This window comes from Paenibacillus sp. CMAA1364 (assembly GCF_054373195.1).
On sequence record NZ_JBITNB010000021.1, the window covers coordinates 1 to 17,446 of the forward strand.

A 17,446-nucleotide genomic window follows, 5' to 3' on the forward strand; every position below is an offset into this window, starting at 1 on the left:
GCCGATGGTACTTGGACCGCAGGGTCCTGGGAGAGTAGGACGTCGCCAAGCACAAGAACCACTGTTGATGTATATCGACAGTGGTTTTTATTTGTGTATTTAGTTGCTCGAAGTACAACTAAATTCCATTGAATCGTCCTATGCGCAAATTTAATTGCAAAACCAACACTTAGTTACTCCAAACCAGCTGCTTTCTGCTAATATCCAAGTTTTAAATGTCTTTTAAGCAACTAATACACACTCCAGTACCTCATCTATCCATTTAAGTACTATATAAGCAACTAATCTGGTTACATCATAAGCAACTAATGCTCGCTACATCACAAGCTGCTTCCATATAACTGCACTCATGTTTCAATCCCGCTCTTCCACGCATCCACTCATGATTCCGTATTGTCGCGTTACTACTAACACATGTATACCCAATCTAACAGGCGGATTCGAACCTCAATACACCCCTTTTACACTATTGCTTATCGTCATTTCTCAGAGAGGTATTATCCCTGATCATACATAAATTTGGGGATAAAGCAGACCCTTCATATAAATATGAGTCACCTGGAATATTTTCAATTAGACAGGACCACACTAAAAATACAATAGACCCCTTGGCAAACGCCAAGAATGTGCTATAATATTAACAAAGTCAAAGAAAGTCAAAGTCAACCGATGAAGAGATGAGGAATTGAAGTGTATCTTGGAATGTGGGTTACCCACGATAGAGTTGAGTTTGATAACTGGAGGGTGAATGATGCGTAATATCTCTGATGTTATTGAACAATATCTGAAGAATATTCTGCATGAAAGTCCCGAAGGAACAGTGGAAATTCAACGCAATGATCTAGCTGAGAAGTTTGTGTGTGTGCCATCACAGATTAATTATGTCATCAGTACTCGCTTTACGCTTGAGAAGGGCTATCTTGTGGAAAGTAAAAGAGGTGGTGGAGGTTATATTCGAATTCAACGAATAGACCTTCCTGAACACGCCGATTTGCATACCCATCTTAGACAGACGATTGGTGAAGATATGGACCAGACGACAGCAGAAGGCCTGATCTATCAACTGGAGGGATCTTGTTTCCTAAGTAAACGCGAAGCAACTTTAATGCGTGCAGCGATCTCTAGAGAATGCCTTATGATCAAGCTACCTTACAGGGATGAGATACGTGCCAGAATGATGAAAGCGATGCTGATCTCTTTATTAGGCAAATGACCTACGAACAAAGGGAGGAAGACCGACATGCTTTGTCAAGAATGCGAGAATAAACCGGCAACACTTCACTTCACCAAAATCGTAAATGGAGAGAAAACCGAATTTCACGTCTGTGAATCATGCGCACGTGACAAAGGAGAGATGATTCCCGGGGTTACAGGGGGATTCTCTATTCATAGCTTATTGTCAGGATTTATTGATTTCGACACAGCCAAGAAGGTAGGGGCGGGTACATCGAAAGTTGAGCAAACACTACGTTGTGAAGAATGTGGAATGACATATTCGCAATTCAGTAAAGCTGGGCGATTCGGATGTAGTGCTTGTTATAAGTATTTCAATGATCGATTAGACCCACTATTCAAAAGAGTTCACGGAAGTACAACGCATGTTGGTAAATTGCCCATTAGGGGTGGCGTTCAAATACAAGTTAAACGGCGTTTACATGATCTTAAATCTGAGTTACAACAGAAAATAATCCAAGAAGAATTTGAAGAAGCTGCAGCGCTTCGTGATCAGATACGAGAACTTGAAAAGGGTTTGTCAGGAGTGTAAAGTTCTTTTTATAAGGAGGAATGTGTGATGCCAAATCTCCGTTTTACCGAACAAGCACTTAGTGACTGGATGCTACGTTCTACGCATGATTCTGATATTGCCATAAGTAGCAGAGTTCGAGTGGCACGAAATTTACAGCATGTTCCGTTTCCTTTGCTTGCAACAAGTGAGCAATCTTTGGAAGTTAGAGATAGTCTAACAGATATGAATAAATACGAAGAACTTAATACTTATGGTATATTTTACATGCTTCATCTAGATGATATTACCGCATTGGACAAAAGGGTGCTTGTTGAGAAACATCTAATAAGTCCCAATCTGGCAAATGAATCAGAGCATGGTGCAGTTATTCTAAGTGAAGATGAGTCGATAAGCATCATGATTAACGAAGAAGATCATTTGCGGATTCAATGTCTGTATCCCGGTTTCCAAGTACGCGAGGCCTGGGAGAAAGCAACATCCCTTGATGATATATTTGAGGCACATATAGATTACGCATTTGATGATCGACGAGGATATTTAACGAGTTGTCCCACGAATGTTGGTACAGGACTTAGAGCTTCCGTCATGATGCATCTACCTGCACTTGTCATTACGAAACAGATCAACCGCATTTTATCTGCCGTATCTCAAGTGGGTTTGACGGTGAGAGGAATTTACGGTGAAGGCAGTGAAGCAGTAGGTAATATTTTTCAGGTATCAAATCAGATAACACTAGGACAGACAGAGAATGAAATTATCGACAATCTGGATAGTGTTGTGTTACAAATTATTGAGCATGAGAAGAATGCTCGCGAGCGATTAGTGAGTGAATCTAAATTAAGAATGACAGATCGTGTGCAACGCTCATATGGTATTCTGTTGTATGCTGAAATGTTAGATTCAAAAGAAGCTGCCCAAAGACTATCTGATGTTCGATTAGGTGTAGATTTGGGTATTATTAATGGACCAAGTAGTTCTGTTATGAATGAATTGAATGTGATGACCCAACCAGGGTTTCTACAGAAGACTTTCGGGGAAGCAATAAACAGTGAAGAACGTGACGTCTTTAGGGCCAAGTTAATCCGAGAGAAGTTAAGTTCACAAGATAATAAACAATAAGGGTACTTTAAATATCATGGAGGTGTAGGAGTATGATGTTCGGGAGATTTACGGAACGGGCGCAGAAAGTACTTGCTTTAGCCCAAGAAGAAGCGGTTCGTCTAGGTCATAATAATATTGGTACAGAGCATATTCTTCTAGGCTTAATACGTGAAGGAGATGGTATCGCTGCGAAAGCTCTAGTCGCACTGGGTCTAGGTCTTGAGAAGATTCAAGATGAGGTAGAGACGTTGATTGGTCGGGGACAGGAACAGCCAACTAATATTGCTTACACACCAAGAGCTAAGAAAGTTATTGAACTCTCTATGGATGAGGCTCGTAAGCTTGGACATACCTATGTAGGAACAGAACATATTCTACTAGGTCTGATTCGCGAAGGCGAAGGTGTGGCTGCACGAGTACTTAACAATTTAGGAGTTAGTCTGAATAAAGCTCGTCAACAAGTATTACAACTGCTGGGTAGTAACGAGACGGTATCTAGTCACAGTGGAACACAGGTGAATGTGAATACACCCACTTTAGATAGTCTAGCAAGAGATCTAACGGCTTTTGCCAGAGAAGGTAATCTAGATCCTGTTATCGGTCGTAGTAAGGAAATTGAGCGAGTCATTCAGATATTGAGTCGTAGAACGAAGAATAATCCAGTATTAATTGGAGAACCTGGTGTAGGTAAGACAGCGATAGCTGAAGGGTTAGCTCAGAAGATTATTCAGAATGAAATACCAGAGACACTTCGCGATAAAAGAGTGATGACGCTTGATATGGGATCCGTTGTTGCTGGAACGAAATATCGCGGTGAATTCGAAGATCGTCTCAAAAAGATCATGGAAGAAGTTCGCCAAGCAGGTAACATTATTCTGTTCATCGATGAGTTGCATACATTGATTGGAGCAGGTGGAGCAGAAGGCGCTATTGATGCCTCTAACATTCTTAAACCTTCACTTGCCCGTGGTGAGTTACAATGTATTGGAGCGACAACGCTAGATGAATACCGTAAATATATTGAAAAAGATGCAGCATTGGAGCGCAGATTCCAGCCGATTACAGTGGATCAACCCTCCCCTGAAGAAGCGGTTCAGATTCTGTTCGGCTTGCGTGATCGTTATGAAGCGCACCATCGTGTGAAAATTACAGATGAAGCTATTGTTGAGGCGGTTAAATTATCTGATCGTTATATTACAGATCGTTTCTTACCCGATAAGGCTATCGATTTAATTGATGAAGCTGGTTCAAAGGTAAGACTGAATTCATACACGATTCCTCCTGATTTGAAGGAACTAGAGAATCGTCTAGAAGATATTCGTAAAGAAAAGGATTCTTCAGTTCAAAGCCAAGAATTCGAGAAAGCTGCAGCGCTTCGCGATACGGAACAGAAGATTCGCGAAGAGTTAGACATAACGAAGAATCAGTGGAAAGAAAAACAAGGAAGCACTGACTCTGAAGTGACACCTGACGATATCGCACAGATTGTTGCTAGTTGGACGGGTGTTCCAGTAAGTAAATTAAAAGAAGAAGAGACGCAACGTCTTCTGAATATGGAATCCATTCTACATGAACGTCTTGTAGGGCAAGAAGAAGCGGTTAAGGCAGTGAGTAAGGCGGTACGTCGTGCACGTGCTGGACTCAAAGATCCAAAACGTCCAATAGGTTCATTTGTATTCCTAGGGCCTACGGGTGTAGGTAAGACAGAATTAGCACGTGCAATGGCAGAGGCACTATTCGGAGATGAGAATGCAGTTGTACGGATCGATATGTCTGAGTATATGGAGAAACATGCGACATCTCGTCTAGTTGGAGCACCTCCTGGGTATGTAGGATATGAAGAAGGTGGGCAATTAACGGAGAAAGTACGCCGTAAGCCTTATTCTGTTGTTCTGTTGGATGAAATCGAGAAGGCACACCCAGAAGTGTTTAATATTTTGTTACAAGTACTTGAGGATGGTCGACTCACGGATTCCAAAGGACGTGTGGTTGATTTCCGTAATACATTAATTATCATGACTTCCAACGTAGGTGCTGAAGCGATCAAGCGTAATTCAACGTTAGGATTCACAGCAACACAAGATGGTGGGGCAGATTATTCCAACATGAAGGATAAAGTCATGGGCGAGCTAAAGAAAACATTCCGTCCAGAATTCTTGAACCGTATTGATGAAATTATTGTGTTCCATTCCTTGGAAGAGAAACATATTGCCAAAATCGTCACCTTGATGTCAGAGGAACTACGCAAACGGTTGAAGGAATTCGATGTTGACTTTATCTTGACAGATGAAGCCAAAGCCTTCTTAGCCAAAGAAGGTTACGATCCAGCATTTGGAGCTAGACCACTTCGTCGAGCCATCCAAAAGCATATTGAAGATCGTTTATCAGAAGAGTTACTCATGGGCACGATTAGCAAAGGGGATTCCCTTCTAATTGATAAGGGAGAAGATGGATTAACCGTCACCAAGACAGAACCATTGGCCCTTTCAGATGTTGCGGAAGAACAACAATAGATTAGACTAAAGGATCACTAAAGAGTAGCACTCTCCTATAAAAGGGGGTGCTACTTTTATTTGGTTAGATGCAGCAACTCATTATATATTATAATAAAGATAAGGATGTTCATTTTTTAATCCAAATGTACGATAAACCATAATAGAGGGTTAAAATAAAGGAGAAGGTCATGGCTAAGCTCAAAGTAAAGTTTAACTGTACGGAGTGTGGATATGAATCTCCGAAATGGTACGGTAAATGTCCAGGATGTCAGGCATGGAACTCGATGGTCGAGGAAATTGAAAGTGTTGTGAAGACGCAGGGAATGAACTCTTCTCTTTTTCAGAGTAAAGAAAAGCCTCTCGCCATCATAAATATAGAAAGTAGCAAGGAAGCTAGAGTGAACACAGGGATTGGGGAACTGAACCGTGTGCTTGGTGGAGGAATTGTACCAGGATCGTTAATCCTCGTCGGAGGGGACCCGGGTATTGGTAAATCAACGTTATTACTTCAAACATCACACTCACTCTCCATCTTTGGTCTTCGCGTACTATATATTTCTGGTGAGGAATCCGTACAACAGACGAAGTTAAGAGCTGATCGATTAGGAGCACTCTCCGCTGAGTTATTTGTTCTATGTGAGACGAATATGGAATCCATCGAAGTGGCTATTGAGAATGTGAAGCCAGACTTTCTTGTTATCGACTCGATACAGACCGTATATATTCCAGAGGTATCTAGTGCGCCGGGTAGTGTTTCTCAGGTTCGTGAATGTACAGCTCGATTTATGCGTGTATCTAAAGGTCTAGGTATCGCAACTGTATTAGTTGGCCATGTTACCAAAGAAGGTGCCATCGCAGGGCCAAGAATGTTAGAACATATGGTGGATTGTGTTCTCTATTTTGAAGGGGAGAGACATCACACATATCGCTTGCTAAGGGCTGTGAAGAACAGATTTGGTTCAACAAACGAGATCGGGATATTTGAGATGAATGAGAGCGGTCTGAAAGAGGTGGAGAATCCATCCGAGTTATTTCTTTCGGAAAGACCTCTTGGTGTCGCGGGTTCTACAGTTGTTGCTAGTATGGAAGGTACAAGGCCTGTGCTCGTTGAATTACAAGCATTGATTACGTCGACCAATTTCCCCTCACCTCGTCGAATGTGTACCGGAATAGATCATCATAGAATGAGTCTGATTATTGCGGTTCTCGAGAAAAGAATGGGGATGTTCTTACAGAATCAAGATGCGTATCTCAACGTCGCCGGTGGTGTGAAGCTGGATGAGCCAGCGGTAGACTTAGCCATAGCGGTAAGTATAGCATCGAGTTTTCGGGATGTTCCAACCAAGGCATATGATGTATTCTTTGGTGAGGTTGGTCTCACAGGTGAAGTTAGAGGTGTATCGCGTGTGGAGCAACGTGTGAAGGAAGCGGAGAAGTTGGGATTCAAGAGAGTGATCTTACCTGAGAAAAGTCTGAAGGGATGGCGTCATCCCAAAGGAATTGAACTTATAGGTGTAACGACAGTTGCACAAGCATTATCTGTTGCGTTAGATTAGGGGGTATTTATATTATGAAGGAAACCAATCAAATAGATATCATGAATGACTTATTAAAGTTAGTTGCACCGGGAACCCCCTTTAGGGATGGGCTTGAAAATGTCTTGCGTGCAAAAACAGGTGGATTAATCGTTGTTGGTTACAGCCCAGAAGTTATGGAGGTTGTCGATGGCGGATTCTCAATCAACTGCGATTTCTCACCCAATTATTTGTACGAATTAGCGAAGATGGACGGAGCTATAATATTAAGCGAGGACCTGAAGAGGATCTTGTATGCTAATACACAATTGATCCCTGATTCCTCCATATCATCTTCTGAGACAGGTATTCGTCATAGAACTGCGGAGCGAGTGGCTAAACAAACAGGGAAGCTTGTAGTATCGATCTCACAGCGTCGTACGATCATTACTCTATATCAAGGTAACTTACGTTATTCTCTAAAAGAGATTGGTGTCATTCTCACCAAAGCTAACCAAGCGATTCAGACGTTGGAGAGGTATCGTTCGGTACTTAATCAAGCGCTGACGAATCTTTCGGCATCCGAGTTTGAAGAACTTGTTACGATTCCAGAAGTGCTCAGTGTGATCCAGAGGGTAGAAAGGGTTGTTCGGATTAAGACGGAGATCAAACGATATATTACTGAATTGGGAAATGAAGGCCGTCTTATCAGTATGCAATTGGAGGAATTAGTTAGTAATATGGAAGTTGAAGCCTGGCTTCTGTATAGAGATTATGCGAAGGTAGACAAGGAAGATAAGATCCGTGAGATCATCGCAGGACTTAAACGGGCTACGGATGATGAATTGTTAGATCTTAACTATATTGCTCGATTGTTAGGATATTCTTCTTCTTCTGTCACATCAGAGGAATCTATTGTTCCTAGAGGGTATAGAGTACTTAACAAAATCCCTCGATTGCCTAATGTAATCATAAATAATCTGCTCGAGCGATTCGAAGAATTCCCTAGAATTATGAAAGCATCGGTCGAGGAATTGGATGAAGTGGATGGCATTGGAGAAGTTCGAGCGAGGAATATTAAAGAGGGTCTACATCGTCTTCAAGAGCAAGTATTTATTGACAGACAAGTGTAAATACCATACAATCAATGGGTGATTGAGGCTTAAATGAACGATACTGAGGTGGATAAATGATAACAAAATCAATTCCGAACATGTTTACGTTAGGTAACTTGGCTCTGGGAATGATAGCAATGATGATGGCGCTGGATGGAAAGTTTAGCATGGCCGCGATTATGATTATTATTGCAATGTTGTTGGATGGTCTAGATGGACGTGTAGCGAGGGCGCTAAATGCGCAGAGTGAGTTCGGGAAAGAGCTTGATTCTCTTTCAGATATGGTGTCTTTTGGAGCAGCACCTGCACTTCTTTTGTATATGGTTGCATTACAAGGAATGCCAGATTCAATTGCATGGACAGCGACAGCCATCTTTCCGATGTGTGGAGCTTTTCGTTTAGCAAGATTTAATGTTAGAACAGGAACAGCAGGTTACTTCGTCGGTTTACCAATTCCAGCAGCTGGGGGAGTACTAGCGACGTTAACTCTTTTTCATAATGAAATATCCGGAACTTATATGATTATTATTATGTTGTTGTTATCTTATTTAATGGTGAGCAGAGTAAGATATCCTAACTTCAAGAAGATTGGTCTTCCTAAAAAGGTCATCGTTGGTGCTCCTGTGGTGATTGTAATTGCTGTAGCCATTGCAGTGATGTTCCCAGAACAAATATCTAAAGTCATATTTATTCCTCTTGCCGTTTACGCGATTTACGGTGTTAAGAAAAGTATAGATCGATCGATCAGACAACGAAGAAAAAAAAAGAATGAAGAAGATCCTCTTCACATCGATCGTTAATAGTACGGTATATTTATAAAAAGCATTTATTTCCTGCCTTCAAGGCAATGAAATAAATGCTTTTTGTCTATTACAGATTTATTAACTCCATCATGACATATTAAATAATCCTAACGTAGCGCATTTGGTGGACACATGTGTTGCTATGGTGACGTAGTAATAAGTCAGATACTTGAATTTGAAAACCCTGTAAACCTAACGAACACATAGGACCCTTCACCTTTACTATTATGAATTTCATTCATTATATGCCAGTTGTTTACTTATTCTCAACTAAAAACAAATCGAGATTTGCAAAAGGTTATCTTAGCGTAATTTAAAATAAATTATTATGCGAGATAGGGATAACCTTATCGGAACTGGATCATACTGGATAATGATGAAGTAGCAGTATATATTTGAGGAGGTGTGGGTACTGATGTTAAAAAGAAGTATTTTGGTATTTATCGGTCTATGTGGTGTTTGGTTTGGATATGCGTTATATGATTCATTAGGTCAATCATTTCCCGAATGGATGAACCTATTCGGTGGGAAGGAAAGTGTTGGAGGAAGATTAGTTTTCACAGCGTTAGGTGCTATTTTATTTATGTTGATTGGCTCATTGAGTATAGAAAAACTGGTGGTTAGATTGCAATCATTTGTAGCGTCTTTCTCTAGAATGCCTATGAATGAACTTGCAGCGGGAGCAGCAGGATTAACAGGAGGGCTCTTACTAGCCTTGTTGCTGTATCCTAGCCTTGCATGGATCGGAACGGTAGGACAGTTGATCGCCGTTGGGTTGACACTTGTGTGCGGATATATAGGGTTTAGAATTGCTATGGAGAAAAGAGTGGAACTGGCTGCATTATGGACAACGGGAAGATGGAGTAGGGAAGAATTATCGGATGAAAGAAAGTTAGAGGAGCATAAGATCCTTGATACAAGCGTCATTATTGATGGTCGAATTGCGGATATTTGTAAGACTGGATTCATTGAAGGGACGATTGTCATTCCTGAATTCGTACTTGAGGAGTTGCAACATATTGCCGATTCATCTGATCTACTGAAGCGCAACCGCGGACGTAGGGGTCTTGATATTTTGAACAAAATTCAAAAAGAACTAGATATTAAAGTGATGATCTATGAAGGAGATTTCGAGGAGATATCTGAAGTGGATAGTAAACTTGTTAAATTGGCTAAGGTGTTAAAGGGAAAAGTGGTTACAAATGACTTCAACTTAAATAAAGTGTGTGAATTACAAGGTGTCTCTGTTCTTAATATTAATGACCTTGCTAATGCGGTTAAGCCGGTTGTTCTGCCAGGTGAAGAAATCATGGTTCAGGTAATTAAGGATGGTAAGGAACATGGACAAGGTGTAGCCTATCTTGATGATGGTACGATGATTGTCGTAGAAGGTGGACGGGAGTACATTGGAATGTTGATGGAAGTGTTAGTGACAAGCGTTCTTCAGACGTCTGCTGGACGAATGATCTTTGCGAAACCGAAACTGTTGGAAAAAGCTCAGTAAAAACGGTATGATGGAGATAACTATTTCTTCGTAGTACATGGGGATGAAGACAGGGGTATCAATATGGACAATCGTCTGGGAATCGTTATTGTATCTGCCGGTAAAGGTTCTCGTATGGGTACGAAAGAGAGTAAACAGTATTTAAAGCTTGCGGATAAACCTATTATTGTACATACACTTGAAGTGTTTAATAGGTTGCCATTAGTAAGTGAGATTGTCCTAGTTACAGGTGAAGAGGATATAGAACGTGCGAAGGCATGGGTACAGGATTATCACTTGAGCAAAGTAGTGAAGGTAATATCAGGTGGAAGCGAGAGACAACATTCTGTATATAAAGGTTTATTAGAAATCCAATCAGAATGGGTTATGGTCCATGATGGGGTGAGACCGTTCGTGCATCCATCGGATATAGAGCAATGTTATGAAGTGGCATTACGTGTCGGAGCATCAGTCTTGGCTGTACCTGTGAAGGACACCATTAAGAAAGTGGATGCATCCGGAATTATTGTGGCGACACCAGATCGCCAGAGTCTGTGGGCTATTCAGACCCCACAGACTTTTCGTATTTCAGATCTTCTGAGAGCACACGAAGATGCACAGCGTGTTGAATTCGTAGGCACAGATGATTCTATGCTAGTGGAAAGAATCGGAATTCCTGTTGCAGTTGTACAAGGAAGTTATTCCAATATCAAACTGACGACACCAGATGATTTAGAGTATGCTGAATTTATTGAGGAACGTAAGGGGGAAGCTTAATTATGATACGTGTTGGACAAGGGTTCGATGTACATCAACTAGTAGAGGGTAGACCATGCATTATAGGGGGGGTAACCATTCCTTATGAGTTAGGACTAGTTGGGCATTCCGATGCGGATGTTCTGTTGCATGCAGTTACCGATGCGATACTAGGTGCTTTAGGCTTAGGGGATATTGGGAAGCATTTCCCAGATACGGATCCTCGTTATAAAGATGCGGATAGTCTTAAGTTGTTGGAAGAAGTATGGGTTCTTGCTAAAGAAAAGGGATATTCACTTGGTAATATTGATTCAACTATCATTGCTCAGAAACCAAAGATGGCACCATATATACCTCAAATTGCGGAAGTTATCGCCATGGCGCTTGATGCTGATATCAGCCAAGTGAATGTTAAAGCGACAACAACGGAGCAATTAGGATTCGTCGGAAGAGGCGAGGGAATCGCTGCTCAATCAATTGTATGCTTAACGAAGAAGGAGGGATAATCATGACCAATGAAGTGCGCGTGCGCTATGCACCTAGTCCGACAGGACATTTACATATTGGTAATGCTAGAACAGCTCTTTTTAATTATTTATTTGCTCGTAATTTAGGTGGGAAATTGATTGTTCGAATTGAGGATACAGACCTGAAGCGTAACGTAGAGGGTGGAGAAGAAAGCCAACTTAAATATTTGAAATGGTTGGGTATCGATTGGGATGAGAGTATAGATGTAGGGGGCGAATACGGACCATACCGTCAGACAGAGCGTCTCACGATGTATGAGAAGTATTGGCAGGAATTATTAGATAAGGGATTTGCTTATCATTGTTATTGTACAGAAGAGGAATTGGAACAGGAGCGCGAAGGTCAGATTGCTCTTGGGCAGACACCTCGTTACTCTGGACAACATCGTGATTTAACAGATGAACAATGTCGTGCTTTTGAAGCAGAAGGACGTATAGCTAGTATCCGCTTTAGAGTGAAAGAGGACACGACATATACCTTTGACGATATGGTAAAGGGAGAGATCTCCTTTAACACGCATGATACTGGAGATTTCGTAATTGTGAAGAAGGATGGGATTCCGACGTACAACTTTGCTGTTGTTGTTGATGACCACCTGATGAAAATTACACATGTATTACGTGGAGAAGATCATGTTTCTAATACGCCACGACAGTTAATGATCTATGAGGCACTAGGTTTTGAACCTCCACAATTTGGGCATATGACGTTAATTGTGAATGAACATCATAAGAAACTCAGCAAACGTGATGAATCGATTGTGCAATTTATTGAACAATATGATCAATTGGGATATTTGCCAGAGGCTCTGTTTAATTTCATCTCTCTACTCGGATGGTCACCTGAGGGCGAAGAGGAAATGTTTAGTAAGGATGAATTGGTCAGTATTTTCAATGCAGCACGTTTATCCAAGAGTCCCGCGGTGTTTGATCAGAATAAGTTAGCTTATATGAACAATCATTATATTAAGCAGGCAGACCCAGAACGTATTGCTAAGTTAGCTATCCCCCATCTACAAATGGCAGGGCGCTTACCTGAGGAATTGAATGCAGAGCAAGAGGATTGGGCGAATTCACTTATTGCTCTGTATCAAGAGCAACTCAATTGTGCTTCGGATATCGTGGCGTTATCGGAGATGTTCTTCCGTACTGAAATCGAATGTGGTGAAGAAGAGAAGGCTATCCTAGCCGAGGAACAGGTGCCTACAGTGTCAGCGGCTCTCCTTGCTAAGTTGAACGCCTCAGAGGAATTCAGCCCAACGAATATAGCTGTTCTTATTAAGGAAGTTCAGAAAGAGACAGGTTTCAAAGGGAAGCAATTGTTCATGCCTATTCGTGTAGCGTTAACAGGACAGATTCATGGCCGTGACCTGAATCAGACGATCTATCTTCTGGGGTTAGATAAGGTTAAGAACAGGCTTAAATCACAAATCGCTGGCTCATAACATAATGTAAGAAATGAATTTCTCTTAAAGACCTTGTCAGTTGGCTTTCTATTCGTTATAATACACCCAACTAACTTTATGCTACTATGTGTAATAGTAGGTCGTATGTCTTTTGGAATATGTGTGAATAGCTAAGATCAGGAGAAGTACATTATTAAGGCATGTTCCAGAGAGGATAACCAGGCGAGTTCATACTCTCCTAAGGCTGTGAGTTATCTATATGTCGGTAATCGAAATGCGCCTGTGAGCTGATTGATCAATGAATAGAGTTGTATTCTGCTCTATAGATTAGATCTGTCCGGATTGTCATCCGTTATAAGACACTAAGATGAGATGGATATCATATTCAATGTGTATTATGAGTATGTTGAACAACTCAAGCAGAGTGGAACCGCGGTCAACGCCTCTGCAGCATATGCTGCAGGGGTGTTTTTTGATTTCTATATGGATGACATGGACACGGGTATTGTAATAAGGAAAGCCGATAAGTGTCGAAGAGGAGAACGATATGTTTAAGAACATGAAGTCAGATATCCAAGCGGTATTTGAAAATGATCCCGCAGCTAGAGGATTATTCGAAGTTATCTTCACCTATTCGGGACTTCACGCCATCTGGGCACAGAGAATTTCTCATATGTTTTATAGACGTCGTTGGTTTACATTGGCAAGGGTTATCTCACAAGCTAGTCGTTTTATGACAGGTATTGAGATTCACCCAGGTGCAACGATTGGAAAGAGACTATTTATCGATCACGGAATGGGCGTCGTTATTGGCGAGACGTGTGAGATTGGCGACGATGTAGTCATATATCAAGGGGTAACTCTTGGAGGAACAGGGAAGGAAAAGGGTAAACGACATCCGACGATTGGCAATAATGTCGTTATCGCATCGGGTGCTAAGGTGTTAGGTTCTTTCACAGTAGGAGATCAATCTAATATTGGAGCTAATTCGGTTGTCTTAAAGGAAGTCCCACCCAATAGTACTGTTGTGGGTATTCCCGGTAAGATTGTGAAGAAGGATGGAAGACGGATTGATCGCCTTAGCCACCAATTACCCGACCCCGTCAGAGATGCCATGCAGTTGCTTGAGGGGCAGATTGATGCACTTCGCCATGAACTGGAACGTGTGAAGCAAGAAAACCAACAGTTGCACAAACAAGAACAAAATCAAGATTAATAGCTTGAACGAAAGGAATGGAACATATGGCTCTAAAAATGTATAACACACTCACTCGTAGTAAGGAACTCTTTATACCGCAAGAACCTGGAAAGGTAAAAATGTACGTATGTGGACCAACCGTCTACGATTTTATTCATATTGGTAATGCACGTCCTATGATCGTATTTGATATCGTTAGAACCTATCTCGAACAGCTTGGTCATGTGGTGAACTATGTTGTTAATTTTACAGATGTAGATGATAAGCTTATTCGTAAGGCCGAACAAATGGATCTCACAGTTCCGGAGGTTGCAGATACTTTTATAGGGGCATTCTATGAAGATTTAGAAGGAATGGGATTGACGCGTGCTACGATCAATCCTCGTGTGACAGATAATATTGATTCCATCATTGAATTCATTCAAGAACTTGAAGCTAAGCAATTCGCTTATGAGAATGGTGGGGATGTATTCTACCGTACCCATAAGTTCAAGGAATATGGCAAGCTATCCCACCAAAATATTAAGGAATTGCAGTTCGGCATTCGAATTGGTGTGGATGAGCGGAAGGAACATCCAGAGGACTTCGTGCTTTGGAAGGCCGCAAAGACCGGAGAAATCTCTTGGTCAAGTCCATGGGGTGAGGGAAGACCGGGATGGCATATTGAATGCTCAGCTATGGCTCGGCGTTACTTAGGTGATACAATCGATATTCATGGCGGTGGGCAGGATTTACAATTCCCTCATCATGAATGTGAAGTAGCCCAGACCGAAGCATTAACGGGTCAGAAATTCGCGAATTACTGGATGCATAATGGCTATATCAATATTGATAATGAGAAAATGTCTAAGTCGTTAGGTAATGGTATATTGGTCAAGGATTTACGTAAACAGTATAGATGGGAGTCTATCCGCTACTTTATGTTATCTAGCCAATATCGCAATCCACTCAATTTTAACAATGAGACGATGGAGCAGGCAGAGAAAAGTATAGAGCGGATTCGTAATGCCGTGAATAATCTTAAACATCGCCTAACTGCGGTATCTACAGGGATGCCCGAAGATGTTAATGAGTCTTTAAGTGTAAGACTTGCAAACATTTTAGATACTTATCATGCCAAAATGCAAGATGATTTCAACACACCAGACGCGATTACAGCGATGTTTGAGTGGGTGAATGAAGCGAACTTGTTACTACAACAACCTGTTGTAAAGGCAGTAGATATACACGCGTTACTTCATGCTTTTGAAGAAATGAATAGCGTGTTAAGATTATATGCTGTCGGAGACACTGACCTTCTTGATGAGGAAGTGGATACGCTCATCAGTGAACGGGAGCAGGCACGCAAGGATAAACAATGGGGTCGTGCAGACGAAATTCGTGATCTACTAGCTTCGCGCGGTATTTTATTAGAAGACACAGCGCAGGGAATGCGATGGAGACGCAAATGACGGAGGGTAACGACTTGAACCCATTCGAGGGTGGATTATTCCCGTTCCCTCCGACAAAAAAGGCTAATCTGATCCCCCCAATTGTATTAGCATACATTGGAGATGCCCTTTATGAAGTGGCTGTACGTCAATATTTAATCTCTAAGCCCAACCTTAGACCACATCATCTTCATACATCAGCTACGAAGATGGTGTCGGCGAAAGCGCAAAGCAGAATCATAACCTATCTGGATCAATTCTTAACTGAAGAGGAAAAGAATGTAGTTCGGCAAGGCCGTAATGCGAAGTCCGGAGGGGTTCCAAAGAATGCTGATGTGTTGGAATATCGCCATGCTACTGCCTTCGAATCTTTAATTGGATATCTCTATTACACGGAACAAATAAAGAGAATGAATGAACTCATATTACTTAGTATTAAGTTCATGGATCAATAAGCTGTCAAATTGAAAACGGAAGAAGGACGAAGAAGATGGAAGAGGAAATGATTGCTGGGAAACATTCTGTAACCGAAGCACTGAAATCGGGTAGAAGTATCAATAAAATATGGATCTCTGAAAATGCTCAAAAACATTTAACGCTACCCATTGTGGCTGAAGCTAAGAAACGTGGAGTTGTGATTCAGCAAGTCGACAAACGAAAGTTAGATCAACTAGTGCCAGATGTTCAGCACCAAGGTGTTGTAGCACAAGTGGCACCTTATGAATATGCAGAAGTAGAAGATATTCTACTGCATGCACAACAAAAAGGTGAGGTACCTTTCTTGTTATTGCTCGATGAAATAGAGGATCCTCATAATTTGGGGTCCATTTTAAGAACGGCAGATTGCACAGGTGTGCATGGTGTGATCATTCCCAAACGTCGCTCTGCTCAAGTGACGGCAACCGTATCTAAGACATCTGCAGGAGCTGTTGAATATGTACCTGTAGCCCAAGTGACTAATCTAGGACAGACCATTGATAACTTGAAAGAACAAGGTATCTGGGTTGTGGGGACAGACGTTGATGCAGTTCAAGAATTATATGAGACGGATGTATTCACGGGACCAGTAGCCATCGTTGTGGGTAACGAGGGTAAAGGTATGGGTCGATTAATAAGAGAGAAGTGCGATGTGTTGGTAACATTGCCTATGGCAGGGAAGATTAACTCGTTAAATGCATCCGTAGCTGCTGGAGTGGTCATGTACGAAGTGGTTCGTCAACGTCGTAAGTCAGAGTAGTTAACGATGGTAGACTTGCAGGATGTTCTTCTTGTAGATGCATACAACATCATTGGGGGATGGCCCGAGCTGGCCAGACTAGCAACCATGAATATGCAAGAAGCGAGGGACCGTTTACTTGAGAGACTAGCAAATTATCAGGCGTTCTCTGGAAAAAGAGTCATTGCAATCTTTGATGCCTATCGTGTGCCAGGCCTTGGCAAGTCTTTCTCACAGAATAAAGTATCCGTCCATTTCACCAAGGAAAAGGAGACAGCTGATGAGACAATTGAACGCTTAGTAGTAGAAATGATGCACAGGCGTCGTCAAATCTACGTTGCAACGAGCGATTCGATCGAACAGCATGTTGTTTTTGCAAAGGGAGCATTACGTATATCAGCTCGTGAATTACTTATTGAGGTAGAGAATTGTGAACAAGAAATTCAAAAACAAATTGAATTGGACAAGAGCGTTACCAATGGAAATACATTAGATACGAAATTAAGCGAAGAACAGCGAATGATGTTTGAACGCTGGCGACGAGAATGACAAAGTGGAGTAGATAATCAACTGGTAAAACCTACAAACTCCAACCAATGTTGTTATAGTTGTCTTAAATTAGCTATATTGTGGTTGACGGTTGTAGGTTACATAA

At 41.5% G+C, this 17,446-nt stretch carries 16 protein-coding genes; all 16 read left to right on the forward strand.

Annotation, left to right across the window (positions count from 1 at the left end; genetic code table 11):
* Positions 1-751: 751 nt before the first annotated feature.
* The 16 genes from ACH8E3_RS12210 (at position 752) to ACH8E3_RS12285 (ending at position 17,340) form a co-directional block, all read left to right on the forward strand.
* Entirely contained in the window at positions 752-1,213 is a 462-nt protein-coding gene (locus ACH8E3_RS12210) for a CtsR family transcriptional regulator (protein ID WP_458632987.1), read from the forward strand.
* 27 nt (positions 1,214-1,240) lie between these two features.
* Positions 1,241-1,765, forward strand: a complete 525-nt coding sequence (locus ACH8E3_RS12215; RefSeq protein WP_458632923.1) for a UvrB/UvrC motif-containing protein — start codon at positions 1,241-1,243, stop codon at positions 1,763-1,765.
* A 27-nt stretch (positions 1,766-1,792) separates the two neighbouring features.
* A complete protein-coding gene (locus ACH8E3_RS12220; RefSeq protein WP_458632924.1) occupies positions 1,793-2,866 on the forward strand; it encodes a protein arginine kinase in 1,074 nt (357 codons plus the stop codon).
* Positions 2,867-2,898: 32 nt separating this feature from the next.
* Positions 2,899-5,361, forward strand: a complete 2,463-nt coding sequence (gene clpC, locus ACH8E3_RS12225) for an ATP-dependent protease ATP-binding subunit ClpC (RefSeq protein ID WP_458632925.1) — start codon at positions 2,899-2,901, stop codon at positions 5,359-5,361.
* A 170-nt stretch (positions 5,362-5,531) separates the two neighbouring features.
* Positions 5,532-6,899 (forward strand): DNA repair protein RadA, encoded by a 1,368-nt coding sequence (gene radA, locus ACH8E3_RS12230; RefSeq protein WP_458632926.1) that lies wholly within the window; start codon positions 5,532-5,534, stop codon positions 6,897-6,899.
* Between the two features lie 14 nt (positions 6,900-6,913).
* Positions 6,914-7,990: a DNA integrity scanning diadenylate cyclase DisA gene (disA, locus tag ACH8E3_RS12235; protein ID WP_458632927.1), complete on the forward strand. Its 1,077-nt coding sequence runs from the start codon at positions 6,914-6,916 to the stop codon at positions 7,988-7,990.
* A 56-nt stretch (positions 7,991-8,046) separates the two neighbouring features.
* Complete coding sequence (gene pssA / locus ACH8E3_RS12240) at positions 8,047-8,772, forward strand: CDP-diacylglycerol--serine O-phosphatidyltransferase (RefSeq protein ID WP_458632928.1); 726 nt, start codon at positions 8,047-8,049, stop codon at positions 8,770-8,772.
* A gap of 418 nt (positions 8,773-9,190) precedes the next feature.
* On the forward strand, positions 9,191-10,279 hold the full coding sequence (locus tag ACH8E3_RS12245) for a PIN domain-containing protein (RefSeq protein WP_458632929.1): 1,089 nt from the start codon (positions 9,191-9,193) through the stop codon (positions 10,277-10,279).
* A 63-nt stretch (positions 10,280-10,342) separates the two neighbouring features.
* A complete protein-coding gene (gene ispD / locus ACH8E3_RS12250; RefSeq protein ID WP_458632930.1) occupies positions 10,343-11,035 on the forward strand; it encodes a 2-C-methyl-D-erythritol 4-phosphate cytidylyltransferase in 693 nt (230 codons plus the stop codon).
* 2 nt (positions 11,036-11,037) lie between these two features.
* Positions 11,038-11,520, forward strand: coding sequence for a 2-C-methyl-D-erythritol 2,4-cyclodiphosphate synthase (ispF, locus tag ACH8E3_RS12255; RefSeq protein WP_458632931.1), 483 nt, complete (start codon positions 11,038-11,040; stop codon positions 11,518-11,520).
* A gap of 2 nt (positions 11,521-11,522) precedes the next feature.
* On the forward strand, positions 11,523-12,986 hold the full coding sequence (gltX, locus tag ACH8E3_RS12260; RefSeq protein WP_458632932.1) for a glutamate--tRNA ligase: 1,464 nt from the start codon (positions 11,523-11,525) through the stop codon (positions 12,984-12,986).
* A gap of 484 nt (positions 12,987-13,470) precedes the next feature.
* A complete protein-coding gene (gene epsC / locus ACH8E3_RS12265) occupies positions 13,471-14,163 on the forward strand; it encodes a serine O-acetyltransferase EpsC (protein WP_458632988.1) in 693 nt (230 codons plus the stop codon).
* A 26-nt stretch (positions 14,164-14,189) separates the two neighbouring features.
* Positions 14,190-15,596: a cysteine--tRNA ligase gene (gene cysS / locus ACH8E3_RS12270; RefSeq protein WP_458632933.1), complete on the forward strand. Its 1,407-nt coding sequence runs from the start codon at positions 14,190-14,192 to the stop codon at positions 15,594-15,596.
* Positions 15,593-16,030, forward strand: a complete 438-nt coding sequence (locus tag ACH8E3_RS12275) for a Mini-ribonuclease 3 (RefSeq protein ID WP_458632934.1) — start codon at positions 15,593-15,595, stop codon at positions 16,028-16,030. The genes cysS and ACH8E3_RS12275 overlap by 4 nt, the downstream gene beginning before the upstream one ends.
* A gap of 35 nt (positions 16,031-16,065) precedes the next feature.
* The gene (rlmB, locus tag ACH8E3_RS12280) at positions 16,066-16,812 is read left to right on the forward strand and encodes a 23S rRNA (guanosine(2251)-2'-O)-methyltransferase RlmB (RefSeq protein ID WP_458632935.1); all 747 of its coding nucleotides are present in this window, start codon (positions 16,066-16,068) and stop codon (positions 16,810-16,812) included.
* Between the two features lie 6 nt (positions 16,813-16,818).
* The gene (locus ACH8E3_RS12285) at positions 16,819-17,340 is read left to right on the forward strand and encodes an NYN domain-containing protein (RefSeq protein WP_458632936.1); all 522 of its coding nucleotides are present in this window, start codon (positions 16,819-16,821) and stop codon (positions 17,338-17,340) included.
* Positions 17,341-17,446: the final 106 nt, after the last annotated feature.

What these genes read in the sequence shown, in the direction of transcription:
- ACH8E3_RS12220 (WP_458632924.1), top strand. Translation starts at nt 1,793, where the DNA reads ATGCCAAATCTCCGTTTTACCGAACAAGCACTTAGTGACTGGATGCTA.
- ACH8E3_RS12275 (WP_458632934.1), top strand. Translation starts at nt 15,593, where the DNA reads ATGACGGAGGGTAACGACTTGAACCCATTCGAGGGTGGATTATTCCCG.
- disA (WP_458632927.1), top strand. Translation starts at nt 6,914, where the DNA reads ATGAAGGAAACCAATCAAATAGATATCATGAATGACTTATTAAAGTTA.
- ispD (WP_458632930.1), top strand. Translation starts at nt 10,343, where the DNA reads ATGGACAATCGTCTGGGAATCGTTATTGTATCTGCCGGTAAAGGTTCT.
- gltX (WP_458632932.1), top strand. Translation starts at nt 11,523, where the DNA reads ATGACCAATGAAGTGCGCGTGCGCTATGCACCTAGTCCGACAGGACAT.
- pssA (WP_458632928.1), top strand. Translation starts at nt 8,047, where the DNA reads ATGATAACAAAATCAATTCCGAACATGTTTACGTTAGGTAACTTGGCT.
- clpC (WP_458632925.1), top strand. Translation starts at nt 2,899, where the DNA reads ATGATGTTCGGGAGATTTACGGAACGGGCGCAGAAAGTACTTGCTTTA.
- cysS (WP_458632933.1), top strand. Translation starts at nt 14,190, where the DNA reads ATGGCTCTAAAAATGTATAACACACTCACTCGTAGTAAGGAACTCTTT.
- ACH8E3_RS12285 (WP_458632936.1), top strand. Translation starts at nt 16,819, where the DNA reads ATGGTAGACTTGCAGGATGTTCTTCTTGTAGATGCATACAACATCATT.
- ACH8E3_RS12215 (WP_458632923.1), top strand. Translation starts at nt 1,241, where the DNA reads ATGCTTTGTCAAGAATGCGAGAATAAACCGGCAACACTTCACTTCACC.
- ACH8E3_RS12210 (WP_458632987.1), top strand. Translation starts at nt 752, where the DNA reads ATGCGTAATATCTCTGATGTTATTGAACAATATCTGAAGAATATTCTG.
- ACH8E3_RS12245 (WP_458632929.1), top strand. Translation starts at nt 9,191, where the DNA reads ATGTTAAAAAGAAGTATTTTGGTATTTATCGGTCTATGTGGTGTTTGG.
- rlmB (WP_458632935.1), top strand. Translation starts at nt 16,066, where the DNA reads ATGGAAGAGGAAATGATTGCTGGGAAACATTCTGTAACCGAAGCACTG.
- radA (WP_458632926.1), top strand. Translation starts at nt 5,532, where the DNA reads ATGGCTAAGCTCAAAGTAAAGTTTAACTGTACGGAGTGTGGATATGAA.
- ispF (WP_458632931.1), top strand. Translation starts at nt 11,038, where the DNA reads ATGATACGTGTTGGACAAGGGTTCGATGTACATCAACTAGTAGAGGGT.